The 20,585-nt window shown below is 50.4% G+C and carries 15 protein-coding genes; 2 read left to right on the top strand and 13 right to left on the bottom strand.

What is annotated here, in order from left to right:
* Positions 1-2 precede the first annotated feature (2 nt).
* The 13 genes from AC1DWB_RS08240 to AC1DWB_RS08180 form a co-directional block, all read right to left on the bottom strand.
* A complete protein-coding gene (locus tag AC1DWB_RS08240; protein WP_477540567.1) occupies positions 3-650 on the bottom strand; it encodes an ankyrin repeat domain-containing protein in 648 nt (215 codons plus the stop codon).
* Positions 651-866: 216 nt separating this feature from the next.
* Positions 867-1,943, bottom strand: coding sequence for a Gfo/Idh/MocA family protein (locus AC1DWB_RS08235; RefSeq protein ID WP_477540566.1), 1,077 nt, complete (start codon positions 1,941-1,943; stop codon positions 867-869).
* 153 nt (positions 1,944-2,096) lie between these two features.
* Positions 2,097-2,987: an AraC family transcriptional regulator gene (locus AC1DWB_RS08230; RefSeq protein ID WP_477540565.1), complete on the bottom strand. Its 891-nt coding sequence runs from the start codon at positions 2,985-2,987 to the stop codon at positions 2,097-2,099.
* Between the two features lie 97 nt (positions 2,988-3,084).
* Positions 3,085-4,191: a DNA alkylation repair protein gene (locus tag AC1DWB_RS08225; RefSeq protein ID WP_477540564.1), complete on the bottom strand. Its 1,107-nt coding sequence runs from the start codon at positions 4,189-4,191 to the stop codon at positions 3,085-3,087.
* A 97-nt stretch (positions 4,192-4,288) separates the two neighbouring features.
* On the bottom strand, positions 4,289-5,920 hold the full coding sequence (locus AC1DWB_RS08220; RefSeq protein ID WP_477540563.1) for an extracellular solute-binding protein: 1,632 nt from the start codon (positions 5,918-5,920) through the stop codon (positions 4,289-4,291).
* 61 nt (positions 5,921-5,981) lie between these two features.
* The gene (locus AC1DWB_RS08215; protein WP_477540562.1) at positions 5,982-6,884 is read right to left on the bottom strand and encodes a carbohydrate ABC transporter permease; all 903 of its coding nucleotides are present in this window, start codon (positions 6,882-6,884) and stop codon (positions 5,982-5,984) included.
* A 33-nt stretch (positions 6,885-6,917) separates the two neighbouring features.
* Complete coding sequence (locus tag AC1DWB_RS08210) at positions 6,918-7,826, bottom strand: ABC transporter permease (RefSeq protein WP_477540561.1); 909 nt, start codon at positions 7,824-7,826, stop codon at positions 6,918-6,920.
* Positions 7,823-10,069, bottom strand: coding sequence for a hypothetical protein (locus AC1DWB_RS08205; RefSeq protein ID WP_477540560.1), 2,247 nt, complete (start codon positions 10,067-10,069; stop codon positions 7,823-7,825). The genes AC1DWB_RS08210 and AC1DWB_RS08205 overlap by 4 nt, the downstream gene beginning before the upstream one ends.
* A 94-nt stretch (positions 10,070-10,163) precedes the next feature.
* Positions 10,164-11,966, bottom strand: coding sequence for a cache domain-containing sensor histidine kinase (locus AC1DWB_RS08200; RefSeq protein WP_477540559.1), 1,803 nt, complete (start codon positions 11,964-11,966; stop codon positions 10,164-10,166).
* 44 nt (positions 11,967-12,010) lie between these two features.
* A complete protein-coding gene (locus AC1DWB_RS08195; RefSeq protein WP_477540558.1) occupies positions 12,011-13,645 on the bottom strand; it encodes a response regulator transcription factor in 1,635 nt (544 codons plus the stop codon).
* A 63-nt stretch (positions 13,646-13,708) separates the two neighbouring features.
* On the bottom strand, positions 13,709-16,576 hold the full coding sequence (locus tag AC1DWB_RS08190; protein WP_477540557.1) for a family 78 glycoside hydrolase catalytic domain: 2,868 nt from the start codon (positions 16,574-16,576) through the stop codon (positions 13,709-13,711).
* 182 nt (positions 16,577-16,758) lie between these two features.
* Positions 16,759-17,304, bottom strand: coding sequence for a GNAT family N-acetyltransferase (locus AC1DWB_RS08185; protein WP_477540556.1), 546 nt, complete (start codon positions 17,302-17,304; stop codon positions 16,759-16,761).
* A gap of 16 nt (positions 17,305-17,320) precedes the next feature.
* A complete protein-coding gene (locus tag AC1DWB_RS08180) occupies positions 17,321-18,088 on the bottom strand; it encodes a VOC family protein (protein WP_477540555.1) in 768 nt (255 codons plus the stop codon).
* Between the two features lie 507 nt (positions 18,089-18,595).
* Here AC1DWB_RS08180 and AC1DWB_RS08175 point away from each other — a divergent pair.
* Both AC1DWB_RS08175 and AC1DWB_RS08170 read left to right on the top strand, forming a co-directional pair.
* Positions 18,596-19,315: a 3-ketoacyl-ACP reductase gene (locus tag AC1DWB_RS08175; RefSeq protein ID WP_477540554.1), complete on the top strand. Its 720-nt coding sequence runs from the start codon at positions 18,596-18,598 to the stop codon at positions 19,313-19,315.
* A 217-nt stretch (positions 19,316-19,532) separates the two neighbouring features.
* Positions 19,533-20,549, top strand: coding sequence for an LLM class flavin-dependent oxidoreductase (locus tag AC1DWB_RS08170; protein WP_477540553.1), 1,017 nt, complete (start codon positions 19,533-19,535; stop codon positions 20,547-20,549).
* Positions 20,550-20,585 lie beyond the last annotated feature (36 nt).

The following is a 20,585-nucleotide window of genomic DNA, read 5'->3' as shown; positions in this document are numbered from 1 at the left end:
ATTTAATCTTGTAATAACGCCGCAATCTCCTCATCGCCGCATGCAGCAGCCATCGCCATCGGAGTCATGCCAGCTTCGTTCGTTGCCTGCGGGTCGGCTCCACGCTCAAGCAGCAGACGTACCATATCCGCCTGCTTGTTGTGCACCGCACTGTGCAGCGGCGTCCAATCCGATTGCTGGCGTGCATTCACATCTGCGCCGTGATCTAGCAGCAGAAGAGCAATCGCCAGCTGCCGCATGGCGGCCGCACTGTGCAGCGGCGTGACGCGCATCGTGTTGTAGGATACCGTCTTCGCGTCGGCACCTTCCTTCAAGAGCAGACGAGCGACCTCTTCCTGTCCGAAGAAAGCTGCCAGGCCAATTGGTGTAAACCCATCATGGGCGTAGCTGTTCAGCAGCTCAGGCTTTTGCTGAATCAGACTCCGGACCGTCTCCAGCTTGCCTAACGCACATGACTCGTATAAATTAAGCAGTGACCCAGATTCTAGCAAATACGCTACGATTTCCTTGGCTCCAAAATAAGCTGCTAATAATATCGGGCTGTTGCCTTGTGCATCCCGCAAATTGACCAACTCCGGACGTTTCGTGCATTGTAACGTTACCGCCTCTAGATCTTTTCGCCTCAGTGCATCGAATAAAGGCTGTTGCATGCAGAACGCCTCCTTGTATATACATATCTACTACTATGCTTTTAGTATAACGGAATCACTAACCAAAAAAACAATTTCTTTTGTCGAAAGCTCCCATAATAAAAAAAGAAACGGTCGTTCCGGCTAAGCCACTTGCGCGGGGGCCTCGAAATAAAAAAAGCTGCCCACACAGGTCCATTCAGACCATGTGGGGCAGCCTTGCTGTTCATAACAATCTTATACCGCGTAAATTTGCGGGTTCTGCCGGCGGCATTCTTCCATAACGGCCATCTGCTGACGAACCTGCTCTGGTGTAATCTCAAGAGCAGCGCCTTCCGTCAACGTGTTATACAACTTCTTGTATAACATGTTCGTCATCACATCGAAGCCTGCCATTCCTTCAGGCAGCGTGATTTCCCAGTTATCCTCATGCCAAGTCAGCGCCTCGCTGCAATAGGCCGGATTTCCATTCTTATCCATGAGCGGCTGCTTGATCAGTTCCTGCTTCGGCGCTTCTTCCGGCTTGAAGAACTTCCAAGTCAGCTTGCTCGAGTTTCCTGTCAACCCACCGTTCGTACCTTGAATCGTAAATTGCGGTCTTGGGTAAGTGGAGCAGGAGGAAATCTCCAGATCAATCGTCGGACGTCCCGGACCTCTAAGAATAATCTTCACATAGTCCTCGGCATCGCCGAACGTATTGGCGCGGTCCATGATGCAAGTAACTTGCGGCATGATATCCGTCCCGAACAGTTGCAAAGCTTGATCGACAGGGTGAGGTCCCGTGTTCATCAAGTTGCCGCCATTATTGCTTTGCAGCGTCTGCCAGTCCCAACGGCGAGAGAAGCCATTGCTAGTAAAGTCCACTTGCACGATACGGCCCAGATCGCCAGATTGAATAATCTCACGCATCTTCATAAATGCAGGCATATATCTCGACTGCTGGAATACAGCCAAGCGTGCACCTGATTTCTGAGCGGCTATCAGTTGGTCTACTTCCTCTGGCTTCTTCGCAAGCGGCTTCTCGCAAAGCACGTTGATGCCACGATTGAGCAGTTCCAGGGAGATCGGAAAGTGAAGATCGCTTGGTGAAGCATTGACCACTAGATCCAATTGCTCGTTGTCCACCATTTCCTGCCAAGTTGTATACGCGTTGCAACCGAATTCCTCAACCGCGCGATTGCGACGATCCTCCAGACCGTCGGCAATTGCTGTAATCGTATACATGTCCTTCAGACGCAGCAAGCCGTGAGCATGAATGTTGCGACCACTTCGGCCTTGTCCGATTATACCTACTTTAAGTGTTTTTGAGCTCATGTGTTTCAATTCCTCTTTTCGCGATTAGAATGAGTGAGCGGATGTTGCCTATAAAAACAAAAAAGACTGCTACAAGTAACTATACCTTGCTGCCGCCTTTTTCTACTAGCACTATTTTTGTAAGCAGATTGCTTTATTTTTCGTTAGCTCTACTCACGCACGAGCAAACGTCTTCTTGTATTCCGTAGGGGTTAAGCCTGTTCGCTTCTTGAACGTCCGGATGAAATGGCTTAAATGCCGGAAGCCGACCTGGAAGCACACTTGCGTCATCGTATGCACCCCTTGTCGAATCAACTCCATCGCCCGTTCGATACGAACCTCGTGGACGAATTCGACGAACGACTGCCCAGTCTCCTTCTTGAATGCGTGGCTGAAATACGCCGGTGTCATGCTCGCCAATTCGGCCGCCTTCTCCAGCGGTATATCTTGACCGAAATTATCGCAGATGTATTGAATGACGCAGCCGAATGGTCTTTCCTGAAGCCGTACTGGATTGCTGGCAGGCCGCTTGATCGACTTACGTGACTCGCGGTCAATCAGGATCAACAGCTTCACTAGGTTAATTCGGGTCGAGAATTCGTAACCTTGGTCGCGGTGTTCGAATTCGTCCTGAATGTCCAGCAGCAGCTGCTCTACCAGCAGTTGCTTGTCCTTGGAGATGTGCAACCAAGGCTGCAGCCACTCCGAGGAATTGTCGACATGCTCGTGATTCCGCATATACCAGGTGATGGAGTCAGAAAACGATTGTAGCTCATCGTGCACCAGGAAAGGCATGAAGTCGACCAGAACGATCTCGAATTCTTTTCCCTCGAAGGCATTCAGGCTGTGCTCGATCCCTGGTGGGATGATGAATATATCACCCTTGCCAACCGTCAGCGACTTTCCCCGGAATTGATGACTGCAGACGCCCTTCATCACATAGGCGATCTGAATGTAATCATGCATGTGCAGAGGCTGCTTCAAGTCCTGCGTGCTATAGCGTATGAATTTGAAAGGATAACCTTCCAGCTTCTGATTTTTATACTCGTATAGCAGGGTAGCCATTGTGCTGTTCCTCCCGTTTCGGAGCCTGTTCTGCCTCTAGCATATAATAAATGGGCGAGAGGAACAACCGCTATCTCGTTTCGGCCAAAGTCTTCCATCATTTCGCCTCGAGCATCATGACCGCATAAGCAACCTCGCGTCCATTCACAAGCAGTGCAATCCGATGCTCGCCTGGATAATGTGTTCGGGTCGTCAAGTTCGACCAGCGATGTGTCCGTGTTGCAGCAAGACGTGCTCCGCCAGATACTGTTTTGTCGGACAAGAGGAACAATTTGCGCGATGTACGTCCCCCTGCCTTCACAAAGTCAATTCCGTATTCGATGCGTATATGTATGGGGTCGCCTTCCCGGATATGGAGCTCATAACTAAGTTCACAGCTCTCTCCGATTGAAAGTGTTTCCGGCTCCACCGACAAGGAGGCAAAGGTCATTAGCGGTGCCTCGACCGAGGGTTCCGCGTACCCGAACAACGCCATGATCTCGGGATCTGCCTTGCGGATTAAGGTTCGACACCCATGCCTCACGATCCAGTCCGTGTGTGGATGAACGCCTTTCCAACGGCGGGCTATCTCGAGTACGACTGAAGGATGATCCTTCGCAATGTCGTTCAAGTTGTTGGCGACACTCTTGCGGACGTAGAGCGAATCGTCTTCCTTCAGCGTTTCCAACACGGGCAGCAGCGGAGCCGGGTCTCGCTTGAACATCGGAAGCGCTTGCCCCCATGGTAGACGCGGCCTGCAGCCCTCGCTTGCAAGACGGCGAACATGCTCGTCCGGATGCTTCGACCAAACTGCCATCTGGACCATCATTCGCTCGGGGTCTCGCAGCAGGAACGGTCTAACGGCGAATTCCGCGGATGACTTCGACGTGAACCGCTCAAGAGCTGCCATGGACAGCGTCCAGTGTTCCTCTGCCTGACCATACACCTCCACGAAATCCGGGAAGAACAAATACGGGAACCCGACGCAGTCCTTATCGATCGTGAACAGCACGTCCAACGCCTCTTCATAACGAGCTGGGAGATAGGTCCCGAGTGTTTCTGAGATCCGCCGCATCCTGGCCTTCAGCTCTAGCCCTTCCCATGTGTCGTTCATCGTCGCACCGATGAAACCTTCCGTATGGAAAGTGCCGTATACGGCACGCACCCTCTCGCCGAATTGGCGCAGAAAATCCTCACTGTACATGTCTTTCAATGGTTCCGCCATCCTAGATCCCCTCCTACTGTCTTATTATAGACGATCAAGAGAGGGTGTACCAGACAGCAAGGGACGAGCAGCATGCCGCCCGTCCCTTTACTATGACTTATTTGGTCTGTGCCATCGCTTTCAATGCATCAGCAACTTCCTTATCGTAGGTCTCTCCTCCGAGCTTGTTCCAGCCGTCTACCATAGCACTGTATTCTTTCTCGAAGTCAGGGGCCATGATCAACTTAGCGGACGCTTCGTACATGTATTTGCTCAATATGGCATTGTTCTTCTCGGAAAACGGACGAGGTTGATCGACGCTCTTCGGAGCCACTCCAAGTTTCCTGGACAGCTCCTGATGCTCGAATGTGAAATCGCCTGCATCCGGGTTTTCCGGTGTATTGTTCAATTTCTTGTGCTGCTCGAGCGTGTAGTCCATGCTGCCGTTATACAGAATACCAATGTCTCCCGCTGCAAACATATCCACCTTACGCTGATCTGGATTGATCGGGATGAATAGACCTTCTTCCATTTTATGATGTACGCCTTCTTTGCCTCGCAGAATCATCGTAATGTTTTTGGGATCGGCCATCCAGTTCAAATATTTGATCGCTGCCTCTGGTACTTTGCTTGTTTTGGGAATCATGATCAGCATGCCGCTTTTCTGATTGGCGTTCATCATTTGCTTCCCGTCAGGTCGGATCAGCGGTGGCACGTTCACCCATTTGGCTGTAGGCACCGATTTACGTACTACTCCATTGGTCATGGACGCAGAGCCATTCGAATCGATCACGCCGACCCAGCCTTTGGCCAGCGCCTCGTTCATCTTCTGGTTGTTCACATCGGTAGCGAATTCACGAGAAATTAGCCCCTCTTTGTACGCCTTGTTCATGTAAGCGAATGTTTGTTTACCTTCAGGGGTGATCCAACCGGATGTGAACTTGCCGTCCTTGTAAGTTCCCGTTGGCATATACGCAATGCCCGATGGACCATCGTTGTTGTTCCCGAGCCCGAAGCTGACCTCAAACCAGAAGCTTTGCATCCCTTGCGAAGGGGCCGGCAACCCCCACKGCACTACATTTTCCTTGCCGACGCCGCCAGGGTCTTTGTCTTTGAACGCTTTCATTACCGTATACAATTCATCGGTCGTTTTCGGTATAGCCAGTCCAAGTTTGTCCAGCCAATCCCCACGAATTTTCATCATCGCCCCTGCCACGGATTCCACTCTTGCAGGTACGGCATACCGCTTGCCTTTATATTTGCCCGCGAGTCCTAGTGCGACTTTATTCTGTTCTTTCAGCACTGGGCCATATTTATCGAGCAGTTCGCTCATCTCATGCAATCCACCCTGCTCTGCATAACGCTGCATGATCGGTTCGTTATAGGTGAAGATGATGTCCGGAGCTCCTCCGGAAGCTAGCCATATATTCAGCTTCTCTTCTTCCTGGGCGCGCGGTACGGGCACGAATTCGATATCAATGCCGATCTTCTTCACTTCATCCTTGATCCAGTTCGTTAAGTAATTGTCTGTGATTGTCGCTCCCGGCGGCGCGGTACCGCGATCCCACAATTCGACCTTGAGCTTAACCGGTTGTGCCGGCGTTGCCGACGCGGTCGGCGATGCAGTAGGCGATGTACTCGACGTACCCGAATCGGCCCCTTTGTTATCTCCACCCGAACAAGCAGCAAGCGTTCCCATTGATAATGATAAGACGAGACCTGCAATCAACCCTTTTTTACCCTTTCGCATACCGTGCCCTCCCTTTCATTCCATAGGAATGTATATACAGGGATATCTGAATCCCACCCTGTCACCCTTTGACAGCGCCAATCATGACGCCCTTGACAAAATACTTCTGCAAAAACGGATACACAAGCAAGATCGGTACGGTGGCAAACACGATCGTCGCCGCTTTGAGCGACTCTTCCATTAAATTCAAATGCTGAGTTTGCTGCAGCTCGAGCACTGACACCGGCGTCTGCGACAGAAGCAGGATATTGCGCAGCTTCACCTGAAGTGTGTGCAGATCGGGATTGTCAAGATATAGAAGCGGCCCGAAGTAGCTGTTCCAATGATTCACTGCATAGAACAGACTGATTGTGGCAATGGCTGGGATCGATAACGGCAGTACGATCTTAAGCAAGTAGCGCGTGTTGCTGCAGCCGTCTATTGTTCCCGCCTCGCGCAGTTCCTCGGGGAGTCCTTGGAAGAACGTTTTCAATACAATCATGTTGAAGCTGCTAATCAGGCCTGGAATGATGATAGCCGTAAGTGAATTAAGCATCCCCAACCACTTGATCAGTAGATAGCCTGGAATCAAGCCGCCGCTGAACACCATCGTCACGATGATATAGTTCAGCATAATTGAACGGTATTTCAAATCTCTGCGAGATAGCGGGTAAGCAGTCAATATCGTGAACAGCATCTGTGAGGCCGTGCCAACAACCGTTACGAAGACTGTTACGTACAAGGAATGGATGACACCTGGATCGCCAAGCACCGCTTTCATCGGATCCCAGGTAAACCCGACCGGATAGAAGGTTACCGCTCCTGTTTTGATCGCATGGTTGTCACTGAAGGCATTGGCGAATGTATTCAGGAACGGAAACAGGCATGTGAGCGTAAACAGTCCGATTAGCGTGTAATTGAGCGTATGGAAAGCTATCTCGCCGGTTCTCATTTTGACAATACGATTACTTGGTTTGGCAGTCATTCGCAGGCACCCTTTCATTGGCGGAAACTTCGATTACCACATACCTTCTTGGCCCAGTCGCCGGGCGAAAAAATTGGCCGATATGATGAGGACAAGATTGATGATCGATTGCAGCAGACCCACCGCCGTCGTCATCGAGAAGTACGCCTGCTTAATGCCCACGTTATACACGAATGTACTGATCACCTCGGCTACGCCGCCGACGAGCGGGTTTTGCAACGCCAGCACATGCTCGATCCCGATCGAGACGAGATGCCCGACGCTGATAATCAGCAGGATGACGACGGTCGGCAATATGCCTGGCAGCGTGATGTGCCACATTTTGCGAAACCGTCCCGCTCCATCGACGACAGCCGCTTCATACAATGAAGGATCGATCGCGGTCATCGCCGCCAGGTATATAATCGTCCCCCAACCGGCGCCCGCCCAGATGCCTGAGCCTACATAAGTGGCGACCCACCAGCTCTCGCTAGCCATGAAGTAAATGCTCTTCAGTCCCAGCGCCTCAAGCAGCTGATTGACAATTCCGTACTTCGGGGAGAGCAAGTTGTATACGATGCCGCTCAATATGATCCACGAGATGAAATGCGGCAAGTAGAGCAGCGATTGTGAAATCCGTTTGAAATAGCGAGAGCGTACTTCATTCAGCATGAGCGCCAGCACAATCGGTGCTGGGAAGCCGAAGACGAGACTGAGGATGTTCAGCATCAGCGTATTGCGAATCATTTCATAAAACCCTGGGAACCTGACCATATCCCGAAAGTTCTGCAAGCCGATCCAATCGCTTCCGAAAATCCCTTTGAATATGTTGTAATCCTTGAAAGCGACTACAAGTCCGAACATCGGTGTATAGGAGAATATGGCGTAGAAGAGGATGGCCGGAATGAGCATGATATACAAGTCGTAATGTCTTCTGAGCTCCTTGGACACTTTGTTGTTCAACCGGTTACCTCCCCTTCCCAAGACCTCCATTTGTGATGTGTCGTCGCCCATTCCGCTTTATCAAAAATGTATGTGGAACGCATAGGTGCAGCGAACAGCTTCTTGCCCTTGCTATACAGGGCGCTGCCATTGATGAGACCGTAAGAAACGTTGGCCGGCTTCACTTCGACAAATGCAAAATCAGCATCCGTTTCCATCAAGCCATAATCTAGCTTACCGTCCTCCCATGTATAACGCGGACCACTGCCGCCGAATATCGGTTCATCCAGCAGCCCCTTGTGCATATCGAGCTTGTAAGCTAGATGCAATTCGGTCTTGTTCGTATATGTAAGAGCCAGTGTATCCGCCTCTGCAGCAAGGTGGTGAATCACGACCCGCCCAACACTCGGAGCAGCCGCTTGACTATGTGGAGTCAGGACCGTAACGAAGCAGCTCATGTCACCAGCTCGGAACGGCTTCGATTCCGCTTCGTAGATCATGACACTGTCGCCATAATTACGACGGATGCGCTCCCAGCCGGTTGCTCGAACCGTATTCGGGAACTCGATCAGCAAGGACAAGTCATCGCGGTTCCTATAAGGATTGGAGCAGCCTACTCCTCTGTGGATATAGGGAATGCTCGTATCGTAGCAGCCAGATGCCAGCTGCACCGCTTTTCCCGTATGCCACAGGTTGGCCATCGTCAGCGTCTGATCACAGTCCGACTTGACCCAATCGACAACGATGTACACATTGTCACCTTTCACATAAGTAACCATGCGGTCCCATACCAGCCTGCGCGTCGGATCGTGAAGCCGTGTGCGGCTATAATCTAGTCGTTCGAACTGCTGGAAGTGAATCCGTTCGGTGCTAACTTTCTTATAGAACCCGTCATCGTGCAGCAAGTCGTACATCGCTGAAGTTTGACCTGGCTCCATATTCGCTGGTGTCCCCGCTTCAGAGACAGCATCTGCCACGTCTTTATCGTCAGTCCTGAACACAAGCCGGTTGTGATATATGTCCGCTCGATACTTACCGTTCGGAACGTTCTCACGGTACCCTCCGTCATGCAGCAATATATTTTGTTCGCAAGCGAGCATTATAATCGCATTCTCATCGCTATGTCCGTGGTGCATCTTCTCGGCCTTGACCGGAATCGTCGTACGTAGATATTCACGTGGCACGAGGGCATACGGGCCTTCATCGCGATAGTTGAGCAGCATGTACGAGGAGTTGTCCTCCCACCCGTCGCGGAAGACGATCTTCTTGCCGACGAGTTCTTCCAACAGCTCTTCACTGCCCCCATTCGGCTTGACTGGTTCCAACGAATCATCCGCCCACTGGTAGGCTAAGATCAGGAAGCAGGCCGCGGTCACCGATGCTTCCTCACTTGCAGATGCCATGGCGAATTCATATAGCTTCTCGGCCGCGTGCTTCATATGGCTGTTCTTGTATACGGAAGCGCCCTTCTCCAGGATGGGAATCCACAAGTACCAGGTGGCGTTGAAGTTCGAATCGCCATAATCAGGGACTTGCCCGTAAGGCGTAATGAGCCGTGCAATGTAGTCGAAGTAATATCGGGTCTGCGGAAGCCCATAATACTCTTCCTCGCGGCCTCTGTATTTCGCATATTCCATCGTGCCCAAGAGCCACAAATTCATATAAGCCTGGGCGTCTTCGATTGACCAGCCTCCGAATGAATCTTTGGCCATTTGATCGCAGAGCTTATTCCAATATGCGGTTTCCTCTGTTTCACCGATAGCCTTCGCGGCAAGCGTTGCCCCCCAGACGCGAAGCATCGAACGATTATGTGCGCCCCATTCGGGAAAATATAACGTCGCATGGATCGAGCTGCCTATCCATTGCTCGATTCTGCTCTGTTCTTCCGCATTCAACACGCCGCTGTCCTTCACATACAGATAGCCGTAAATGTAATGCGGCGATTGGAACGCCGCTTCCATAGCGGGGATTCCTTTGCTGTATTCCGGATGGAGGCGAATCTGCTCTTCCGTCACGAATGACATGTACGATCCGATGTCGAGCAAATAAGATTTGGCTTGTTGCGCATAATTCATATCGCCTGTGATATGGTACATAAAACCTTCCATATGTACTTGTACCGGGATGATGCCGGGGGGCGAGTACATGCCGAAAAATTGCTTCGGATTGTACGCGCTTCTCCACTTCTCCACCGACTCGCTGTAGATCGATCTCCCATAGTCGAGTGCCTTGCGTACGTAGTCCAAGTAAACGGATTTATTCATGTGTCGGCTCCTTTCCTACTGTATCCACTAAGGGCTGTGTGCTTCCTTATCCGTCCCTGTTCTTATTTAACCGAATAATGAAAGCGCTCACCATTTAAAAATCTATCGTTTTATTAGATAATTTATCTTCTTCCGACTCTCGGACAGGCAGAATAATTCGAATCGTCGTCCCGTGCCCCGGCTCGCTTGCAATCGTCAAGCCGTAATCGGTACCATATAAGATTCGCACCCGCTTATGCACGCTCCGAACACCCACTCGTGTCGGAGCCGCTTCTTCTCCGTCCGTCTGCATCAACTTGTCCACCCTTTCCGGTGAAATGCCGATACCGGTATCCTTCACTTCCAGCACAATCGTGCCGTCTTCTTCCTGGCATCGGATCTCAATCAGCCCTTTGCCCGGTTTCTTCTCGATCCCATGAAGGATCGCATTTTCCACTATCGGCTGCAATATAAACTTCGGTACCTTTCGCTCAAGAAGCGATTCGTCCAAATCGTAATGCACTGCTAATTTGTCGTCGTAAACCATTTGTTCCAGTTCCAAGTATTTGCGAATATAAGCGATTTCTTCGTCCAGGGTAACGAAGTCTGAAGTATTGCGTACAGTATCCTGGAAAAGAGAGCCGAGTAGAAATATCATCCGGCCGATCTCCTTCTCGTCCTTCAGAATGGCCAGACTTTGAATCGATTCGAGCGTGTTATACAGAAAGTGCGGATTGATCTGCGCCTGCAATGCCTTGTATTCGAATTGCAGCGTGCGGTACTCCGCCATTTGCTTCTGCGCTTGCTCTTCATAGATTTTGTCGACGAGGTCTTTGATTTTATCGCTCATGAGATTGAATTTCTCGGCGAGCATTCCGATCTCATCACGGCTTCGCGGTGGCTGAATTTTGTCAAAGAACCCTTCGGATACATTCTTCATGCTTCGGACAAATAAACGCAAATTGGACGTGATGTTGCTAGAGATGACGATCGTCAGCACCATAGCCGCGATGRAGGAGAGGAGAAAGGCAGCTAGAATCCATAAGCGTATCAAGTCGGCAGGGGCAGTAATATCCTGCAGCGAGAMGACATTGATTAGCTTCCAGCCTTTGAGCGAGGATATGTTGACCGAGGCGATGTAGCGTTCATCGAGGATCTCAATCTGCTGTTTATCCGCAATTCCTGCGAGTTTGTCAACCGAACCCTGTAGCTTATCTTCGGACCGATACAGCAGCAGATCATCCTGTTCGTTCAGGACGAACACTCGACCGTATTGAAGCGCTTCGAATTGAGCGTATTCCCCCTTGAGATAGCGGCTGTTTATACCTATTACGATGTACCCGCAAAATTCCGTTGTATTCACATCGTACAGCGCCCGCTGCATATAGATCAGTCGTTCGTCCTGCGCAACCCATAGTGCCTGACCGCGGTGTTCCTTAAGATTAGGCAGATTAACTAGAGGTTCGGGAGGGATATACAACTGCGACTGAACCAGATTGTTTTTAATTTGCGAATAACTTTCTCCATTGGCATCGTACAAATACACAAATTCGACCCCGTTGATGGTGTAGACGAGACTGTACAGGAAATTACCGATCTGTAACCGATTCTGCATTTGTTTATCCGGATCACCTGAAGTTGCACTCGCCAGCAACACCGAACCGATCCCGGCGTTCAGGTAACGAGTGAACATTTGCTCCTCCAGCTCTTGCGCCTTGCCATCCAAGCTTTTACCGATCTGCTGCAAAATATAGTGGGAATAGTTCGTCGTCGACGTTTYGAGTGATTTGACCGATACGGAATAACTGATCGCGCTGAYCATGRTCAGCGCGATCAAGATAACGAACGTGAACGACAATAACATTTTGGTGCGCAGCTTGGCATGAAGCAAGGGGGTGAACAGTTTCTGTAGTCCCATCAGTCCGCTCCTCCGCTGCTCATTAGGAATCGAGCAGCTTCTTTTCAGTTGCGTTTGAATTTTTGCTGATATTCTTTGGGGGCCGAGCCGGTAAATCGCTTGAACACCTGGAAAAAGTAAGCGTATTCCTTGAAGCCGACCATCTCGCCGACCTCGTTCACCTTGCGTGTCGGGTCTTCCAACAGCCGCTTGGCCGCTTGAATTCTCGTTTTCGATACGATGTTTACGAAGTTGTCACCCGTCTCCTGCCGCAGTATTCGACTCAAGTAATTGGGGCTCAGCTTGAATCGTTCAGCGATAGAGGTTAGGCTCACATCCTGATGATAATGAACGTTAATGTAATCGATAATATGTTGGGTCATCCGGCCGTACGAGGCCCCGTTCCCTTCGAAAGCGGACTTCACCCCCAACACGATATCGGTCAAGTAAGAGCGCGCCTGCGACAAGCTGTTCAACCGAGATACCTCATTCACAATTTGATCGATTCCTTTATCTACCGCGAATTCGTTGCCAGTGGCACGGTAATGAAAGCGGACCGCCAACAGGCACACTTCCAATAAGAGCGCTTTCATAACTGTGATACTGCCAGTACTGTATTCTTCCATACGATCCAACAGGCGTTCCACGGCGAATAGCACAACATCCTTCGGTTCTGACTCCAATGTTCGAGTGAACTCTTCCAGTTCCTTCATAATCGTATGTTTCACGTGCTGATTGTCCAAGCGTGGCATTTGCGGCGTCAGCACCTGCCTGTCATTCTGGAAAAAGCTTTGTTCCAGCAATGCGTTGGTCTCCTCATAGGCTTGCTTCAACCCATACCGTGTCTTGTAATAAGAACTGGACGCTACATTGATTACAATCCCATGTTGGCGTTCGATCTGAACCGCCAGTTCGTGCCCGAATCGGCGCAAGCTCACCTCCATGTCACGTTGCGACATCGAAGATTTGAACGATACCACGACCGCAAGCTGGCCGTTATGGAAACACTCCAGCGTATCCATCCCCATTCTGCTCTTCATTTCCTGCACATGGCCGAATACGTGCTTAAGCCCGTCTGCAGGTACTTGACCTCCCCCGGCGCTTTCATTCATTCGTACACAACGCACGAGCATAAGCGAGAAGACGATCCCTTCCGCTGAGAACGCGCGCATAACTTCCTTCCACTCCTGCTCATCCATCGTCTTCCCGCCGATCGAATCCGCTACCAGCTTGCTGCTTACGGAAGGAGCCAAGCTGCGGAACTCCGCTTCCAATCGGCTTACTTCGCCCGCTAGCTGTTCCTTCTCCTGTACTTCCCGTCGCGCACTCGTAAGATCCGTTAACGCCGCGTCAATCACCCTGTACAAGTCGTCATAATYGATTGGCTTGACGATCAGGTCATATACGCCTTGCTTAACGGCCATTCTGGCATATTCGAATTCTCGATGTCCGGTGATCAGGATCGTTTTGGATCCCGGCAGGTGGGAGGTCATCCAATTGGCTAGATCCAGTCCACTTAGTCCTGGCATCTTGATATCCGTGATCAAGAGATCAGGGAGCTCTCTGGCCAGCATCGCTCGGCCCTCCAGCCCATCCTCGGCTTGACCTACAATTATGCAGTTCAAGCTTGGCCAATCGATGGCTTTCACGATCGCTTTGCGGATCATAGGTTTGTCGTCGATTACGGCTACCTTCAACATCGCGCCTGCCTCCCTTGTATGGAAAGTATGTGCCTATAACGTCGTGCCAAAAAGACCGGCGGATTATCCGCCGATCGTTTCAATGCGGATCTTCCAATCCACTTCTAGGTCTAGTTCAATGTCTACCTCGATAGCTGCCGGTATGGAAACAAACATGACACGTTCGCCGCCTTCCTTCGACCAATTGACATCGATTCTTCCGAACGGCGTAGGCAACGAGCCTTGCACCCACATCAACGATGTGTTCGGAGGACATATTCCGATTCGAGCGAATCCCGGCTCCTTTCTCTGTATGCCCAACAGCTGAGCGGCAAGCATATAGACGGGGGCGGAAGAACTGCCATGCGCCTCACTGCGATGCGCAGTCGAGAATGTCTCCCATGCTGTTGTTGATCCTTGTTGCACCATTATACCCCAGCCGCTGCGAATTTTGTCCAGCGTCAAGTCAAGACGTCCCATCCGGTTCCAGCATTCCATTAAATACACGGACATGAATGGCATCCCGATGTCCAGCCAATGCTCCGGGCGATCAACCAGCTTATGCTCGACCGAGATCACATCGTCCGGATGGAGACAGCCGGTCATGTACAGAAACAGATGCGTATGGACACTCCTTGTCGTTGAAGCCGTACCGGTGCGATACAAGCCGTCCAAGTATTCACCGCTATCCCCGACGCGCAAGTAGCGCCAGATAGCTTCTCGGAGCCGCTCATAGCCAGCCTCATGCCGCCTAGCTTGTTCCGGTTGACCCGTAATCTCGGCCATCTCTGCCGCAATAAGATGGCAGTAGGCCAACAGCGCCTGCTGCACCGTCACGATGCCGGCATACGGCAAATCTAGCGGGGCCCAATCCAGCAAATTCCAGGAGGAAATATCAAGAAGATCACGCGAATCCAGAAATCCCTCGTATGTCTGAAGAGTAGCAGCAATATGGGGCAGCATCGTCGTGTACAAGGACATATCCCCTGTATACTCTACATAATCCTTGCAAGCCATAATCCAGCTGAATGTCCATACCGGAATCGATGCTTGCCAATCAGATGGCAATTGGGCGAGCAGGAGTGAACTTTGCTGCCTCGATCGCGGCACCAGTTCAAGACAATGCTTGGCCAGCTCTCCCGCTCCGAACACCTGATAAGCGGCTAAGGCGCTCACCCGAAAATCGCCAGTCCAGAACACCTGCTCGAAAGTCGGACAGTCGGTGAACGCGTCTTCCATACAAATCTGCAGYGTTTGACGAGAAATATCCCAAATATCGTTCAACAGCGGATCCGAGCAGCGGAATGCCGCATGGTTAGTCGTTGGGTAGGCCACATAATGCAGCTTCAACTGATGCAATCGGACAGGCTCCTCCATCTGACGGATGGCGATCATGGCATAACGCAAGCCCATTCTTGTACCGCTAGTAAATAGTTGTCGACCTTCCCGGCATATGTAACGGAAAGCGTTGTTGCATCCGGACGTAAAGATAGCCTTCCCTTCCCGAAGCCGTTCGAAGCCATAGACGTCGATCACCGTTCCAGCCTTCGCTTCCAACTCAAACTCGATATGCCCGATATATATGTTGCCGAAATCAACGATAAGCTCCATATCCCCGCCGCGTTCCGGCAGTGGGAGCATGGTCGGATGTGCATGTGGTTGGATCATGTGCTCCAACTCCGCGGTGACCGGCACGGTACGCAGCACTTGCTTGCGGTGCATCATGGAGATGATTAACTTGTTGTGCATCACCCACTCAGGAGGGACATCCATGCACATCGAGTCAACTGCCGAAAGTTCTGTTAATGTACTTATGTTGCCGACTTGTGCGAGCAGAGGAAGGTTTTCGTTCAGCCCTGTGCTCTTTTCCACACCGCCATACACCGGCTGCACACCGTCCGCCGACGGGACGATCACTTCAATCGGTCCAATCGTTACGAATGCTGCACTTTCTTCCGATTGTCCTTCGCCCTGCAGAAGCGGGTGGACGAACGTGACTGGGATGTCGAACCGAAGCTCCATATGGGTCAGTACATCGTTATGTATGCCCATGATTTCCATGATAAACAAATGCAGACCCGGCAGCAGCACGATGTCCTCACCGGCCACGTACCAGCGGTCGTCGATTTTGAAGCGGCCCTGCACACCGTTCCAGCGGGAATGGGCGAACGTTATTGTGCCTTGTGTTGAGGATTCCACGAACAAGGCGGAGATCAGGAAGCCACTGAAAATCTTCGCATTCGCATCACGGCAGCCCGGGAAGAAGTTGTCTCTCATATTCACCGATACGATGTGCGCATTCGGACGCACTTCGCTCACTGTGCTCACCTGCACAGGATGCAAGGTTCGCTTCGACATCAGCGGAATCGTACGAGGATGTAACGTCCCCCAAGGCGCTTCACCAGATGCAGCGATGACATGGCTGTCCAACCAATCGTCGTCCACGTATTCGGCTTCGATCCAGCTATCATCTTGCAGGGTCGCATTATACCATTCCATCCAGCCAAGATTAACATTTCGCTTGACTACATAGCGGTCGTACGCTTCATGGAGCTTCTGCTTCCAGCTTGCATCCGTAACAAGCACAACACGGCTGCTGCCATTGTTAGCTGTAAGCTCAAGTTGTGCGATCAACCCCGCTTCTCCTTCTATGTACTGATAATTAGAATGACCGAAGTGCCATACCTTGACAGCGATTACATTATTGCCATGCTTGAGCAAGTGTCCGACTTCATACGTATCGTAGAACCAGTGTTCAATCGTTGACCGGATCGGCCCATACCCTACTTCTATTCCATTGACCCATACTTGATAGCGCGAATCGGCTGATATCTGGAGTACCACACTCCGAAGATCCTCATCTTGTATAGAGAACGTTTTGCGAAAGCAACGATGTTCATTGACAGGCCTTCTATCCCCATCATTCCATATCCAATTAGCAATCGTCTCCATCCCAATCCCCCCAACAGAACTATCGTATTCTACAGGTACAACCGATATTTGCCGTTCCTTTCATTTAACCTGATCCCGTTGTCGTGATCCATTTCAATATCTTATCGTTTTATGCGAAAATTTTATCTTTTTCACCAAAAAAAACAACCCTTCTAATCGTAAGGCTGGTTCCGATCCCCTTATTAAGAGAGTTGCTTGATCAGACTAACCCGAACGATATCATCCCATATCGGGCCTCGACGAACTTCTCGATATCCAAGCTTATGGTTCAACTCCACTACATGAGGGTTGGTTTCCTCGGTGTGTGTATAGATCACATTCACCTTATGCTCCTGTGCGGCCTTCTCCACTTGTAACTTCAACATCGTAGCTAATCCTTGGCGGCGATAGTCCGGATGTACCCACAGTTGAAATATTTCCAGAAATCGGCCATCCTCTTGAAACAAATTGCGGTCCAACTCGCTGAAAATGGTTTTCCAAGGCTTTGTCTCATCCCGGTTAGCGATGTTGTACATAATCATACCAACTTGGCGGTCCGTATCCGGCTCCACCAACACATAAGCGCCTTTGTCCGGCTCCATTACATATTTCAAAATTTTCTCGGCATGATCCTGCTGCTCTTGTGGTGTTCTCTCCGGGCTATCGACACTTGTGTATCCATCATCCTTCAAATCGATCCGAACCAGAAATCCATGATCCATCATCTCGGCTTTTCTTAATGCAAGCAAGCTTATCGCCTCATCTCTACGCGCCTTGATGCATAATCAATACATTGCCTTCGGAGTCTTTGAACCCGAATGCCCGTCGACTAGGATCACTTACAATGTCCACTTCCGGTTCATTGAAAGTTACGCCCTTGTCCTTCAAATATGTAAACGCCTGTTTCAGGTCCCGGGTCTCGAATGTAAATAGTTGATTCGGACTCGGAACAATCGTTTCCCGCTTCATGCTGTCCAACAGCAAGGTGACGTGCTCCAATCGGATCGCATAAACGGTCCTCTCCTGTGGATCGGAAGCTTCCGTGTAGTTCAAGTCCGGCTTCATACCGAACAGCTCACGATACCATCTTACAGCCCGCGGCATATTCGTCACCGGTACGAACACATTGCCTACTCCGAATTGGAAAGGCAGCCGATCATGTTCCTGGATCACTCCCCACATGTTGCCGAATGGATCGTAAAATTTCAACACCCAACCGAACCCTTCGTCTCGGAAAAAAGTAATTTCCACTCCCAGCTCCGACAACTTCTCGTGCAACTGATGAATGTCGTGAGTCTGATAGAGCAGTACCGGGAAAGTCTCTCCCTTTACCGTGAAGTTCGCCGAAGTGGCGTCCGCCGTTTCCCACAGCATGAGCATCGGGCCAGACGGCAAATTCAAAAAAGCGTGAGCCCCATCCCTCTTTCCTGTCAGGACGAATCCCAAATGCTTCCCATACCAATCAATCGCAGCATCCAAGCTCGGAACCGGAATTTGCATGTGATACAACTGGCTCAATGCCTTCTTGCTCATGTTTCATCGCTCCTCAACAGGTTGGGCTATTCACAATGATTAGATCATACGTTCGCACAGCCCTTTTATCGAAATTCGTGATGTTCCAATAAATTCCTGCATGTGCACGAAAAAATTATTGTTCCGTCAGTTTCATATAAGAATCCACATCTTCCATCACCAGATCGACAGCGGCTGTCCAGAAATCAGGCTTGGTAAGATCGATAACCAGATGCTTGGACGCCAGCTCTTCGACCCGTCATCCTGGCGGAGTCCAGAAGGAGCTGTTCGTACTTGTGATCAAACCGATCACCCCAGTGCTTGGCTATGGCGTGAATGTCGATGCTGAACAAGTACCCGAACGCGTATGGATAGTTTTATATGAAACCGCAACCGAACAACAGCTCACTTGATATACAAAAGATACTTACTTACGAAATGTTGGTACTTTACTTATGATATAGTACAATAAATCATAGCTAGTGCAGCTTTAGGAATGAATAAGTCAAATGAAAAGGAGCGATCGACATGGAGTTAACCAATAGAACCGCAATCATTACTGGAGCAGGAAAAGGTATCGGGAGAGCAACTGCCATCTCATTGGCACAAGAAGGTGTCCATCTTGGACTAGTGGCTAGAACGAGCTCCGATCTAGAATCTCTTCAATCGTTACTGACAAGCACATACGGAATCCGAGTTTATACCGCACAAGCGGATATTTCCAATAAAATGGAAGTGGATCAAGCCGTTAGCACACTTATTGAACAACTGGGTTCGATCGATATATTGCTCAACAATGCCGGAACTGGACAATTCGGGACCTTGCTCGAGATGGACCCCGAGCAGTGGGAGCGTATTATTCAAACGAACCTAATGGGTACGTATTATGTAACTCGTGCTGTCCTTCCAACCATGCTTGCACAAAGCAGCGGTAGCATTATTAATGTGGCATCCACAGCTGGCGAACGAGGTTTCGCTACCGGTTCTGCATACTGTGCCTCCAAGTTCGCTGTATTAGGACTAACCGAGTCCCTCATGCAAGAAGTCCGCAAATCCAATATCCGTGTTACTGCCCTCACTCCGAGCACGGTTAATACAGAATTGGCCGTTCAGGCCGGGTTGAAGATTGGCGATGAGGATCGTATGATGCAGGCGGAAGATGTGGCTGAGTTAATCCTTGCGACTTTGAAGCTGCCACAGCGGGTTTTCATTAAATCTGCTGGAATATGGACCACTAACCCGCAATAAAAAAAGCTCCTATCGGAGCAACTCGGTGAAGCGGGTTCGTCTTTAGCGGTAACTTTTTATGCCGAATCAGGATGTAAAATCTCGAAGTTTATACTTTCTGATTCTGTAAGGATAAACACCTAACCGCGACCTTTGACGGCGTGCGTTTGCCGAAACGATGATTAATCAGTGAAATTAATCTTTCTGAAACGTTAAAAAAATGGTGGAGGTAACCGTGATGAATGAGCTTAGTAGCCCGACCCGCATATCAGTCCTGGATCTTGCGCCTATTAAAGCGGGCAGCACAGCAGCAGATTCTTTCCGCCATACACTCGATCTAGCCCAACACGCCGAGAAGTGGGGCTATCGCCGATTCTGGCTTGCCGAGCATCATAATATGCCGGGTATCGCCAGTGCAGCAACCTCGCTCGTTATTGGTTACGTGGCAGCGGGTACCAAGACGATTCGGGTCGGTTCCGGAGGCATTATGCTGCCTAACCATGCTCCATTAATGATTGCTGAACAGTTCGGTACGCTTGAATCGATGTACCCCGGACGTATTGATCTGGGACTTGGACGCGCTCCTGGTTCTGATCAATTGGCTGCTCGTGCGCTGAGACGCGGACTTGGGAGTGATGGCAACGATTTCCCTGAACTCTTAAGTGAGCTTCGCGGCTATCTGGACCCTTCGCTTGGATCGCGGCCACTCGGTGTAAGAGCCATTCCAGGTGAAGGCTTGGACATTCCGATCTGGTTGCTTGGCTCCAGCGGATTCAGCGCACAGCTAGCGGGCCAACTCGGCTTACCGTTCGCGTTCGCCAGCCATTTCGCACCCGATTATATATTGCCGGCATTAGAATTATATCGCAGTCACTTCCGTCCTTCGGCTGCGCTCGATAAACCTCATGTGATGGTTGGCATTAACGTATTCGCCGCCGACACAGATGAGGAGGCCCGTTTTCTGGCGACATCTCTGCAACAGCAATTCCTGAACATTATCCGCGGGCGCAGTGGGATGTTAAGCCCGCCAGTTGCCAACATGGATGCTGTCTGGACGCAGCAGGAGAAAGCTCACCTCGACCGAACATTGAGCTATTCCCTCACCGGCAGTAAACAGACGGTCCGACAAAGACTGGACGAGATCTTGGAACGAACACAAGCTGATGAGCTGATCGCTACAGCTCCTATCTATGATCATCAAGCCCGATTAAGATCGTATGAACTGTTTGCTGAAGTCGTTCTCGGAAAACAATAAGTGTATAAGTAAAAATGTAAAATGCATAACGACAAG

The sequence above is a fragment of the Paenibacillus sp. P4_E11 genome (assembly GCF_056401635.1).
Note: the sequence above shows the minus strand (reverse complement) of the source record. Positions and strands in the feature narration are given on the sequence as shown.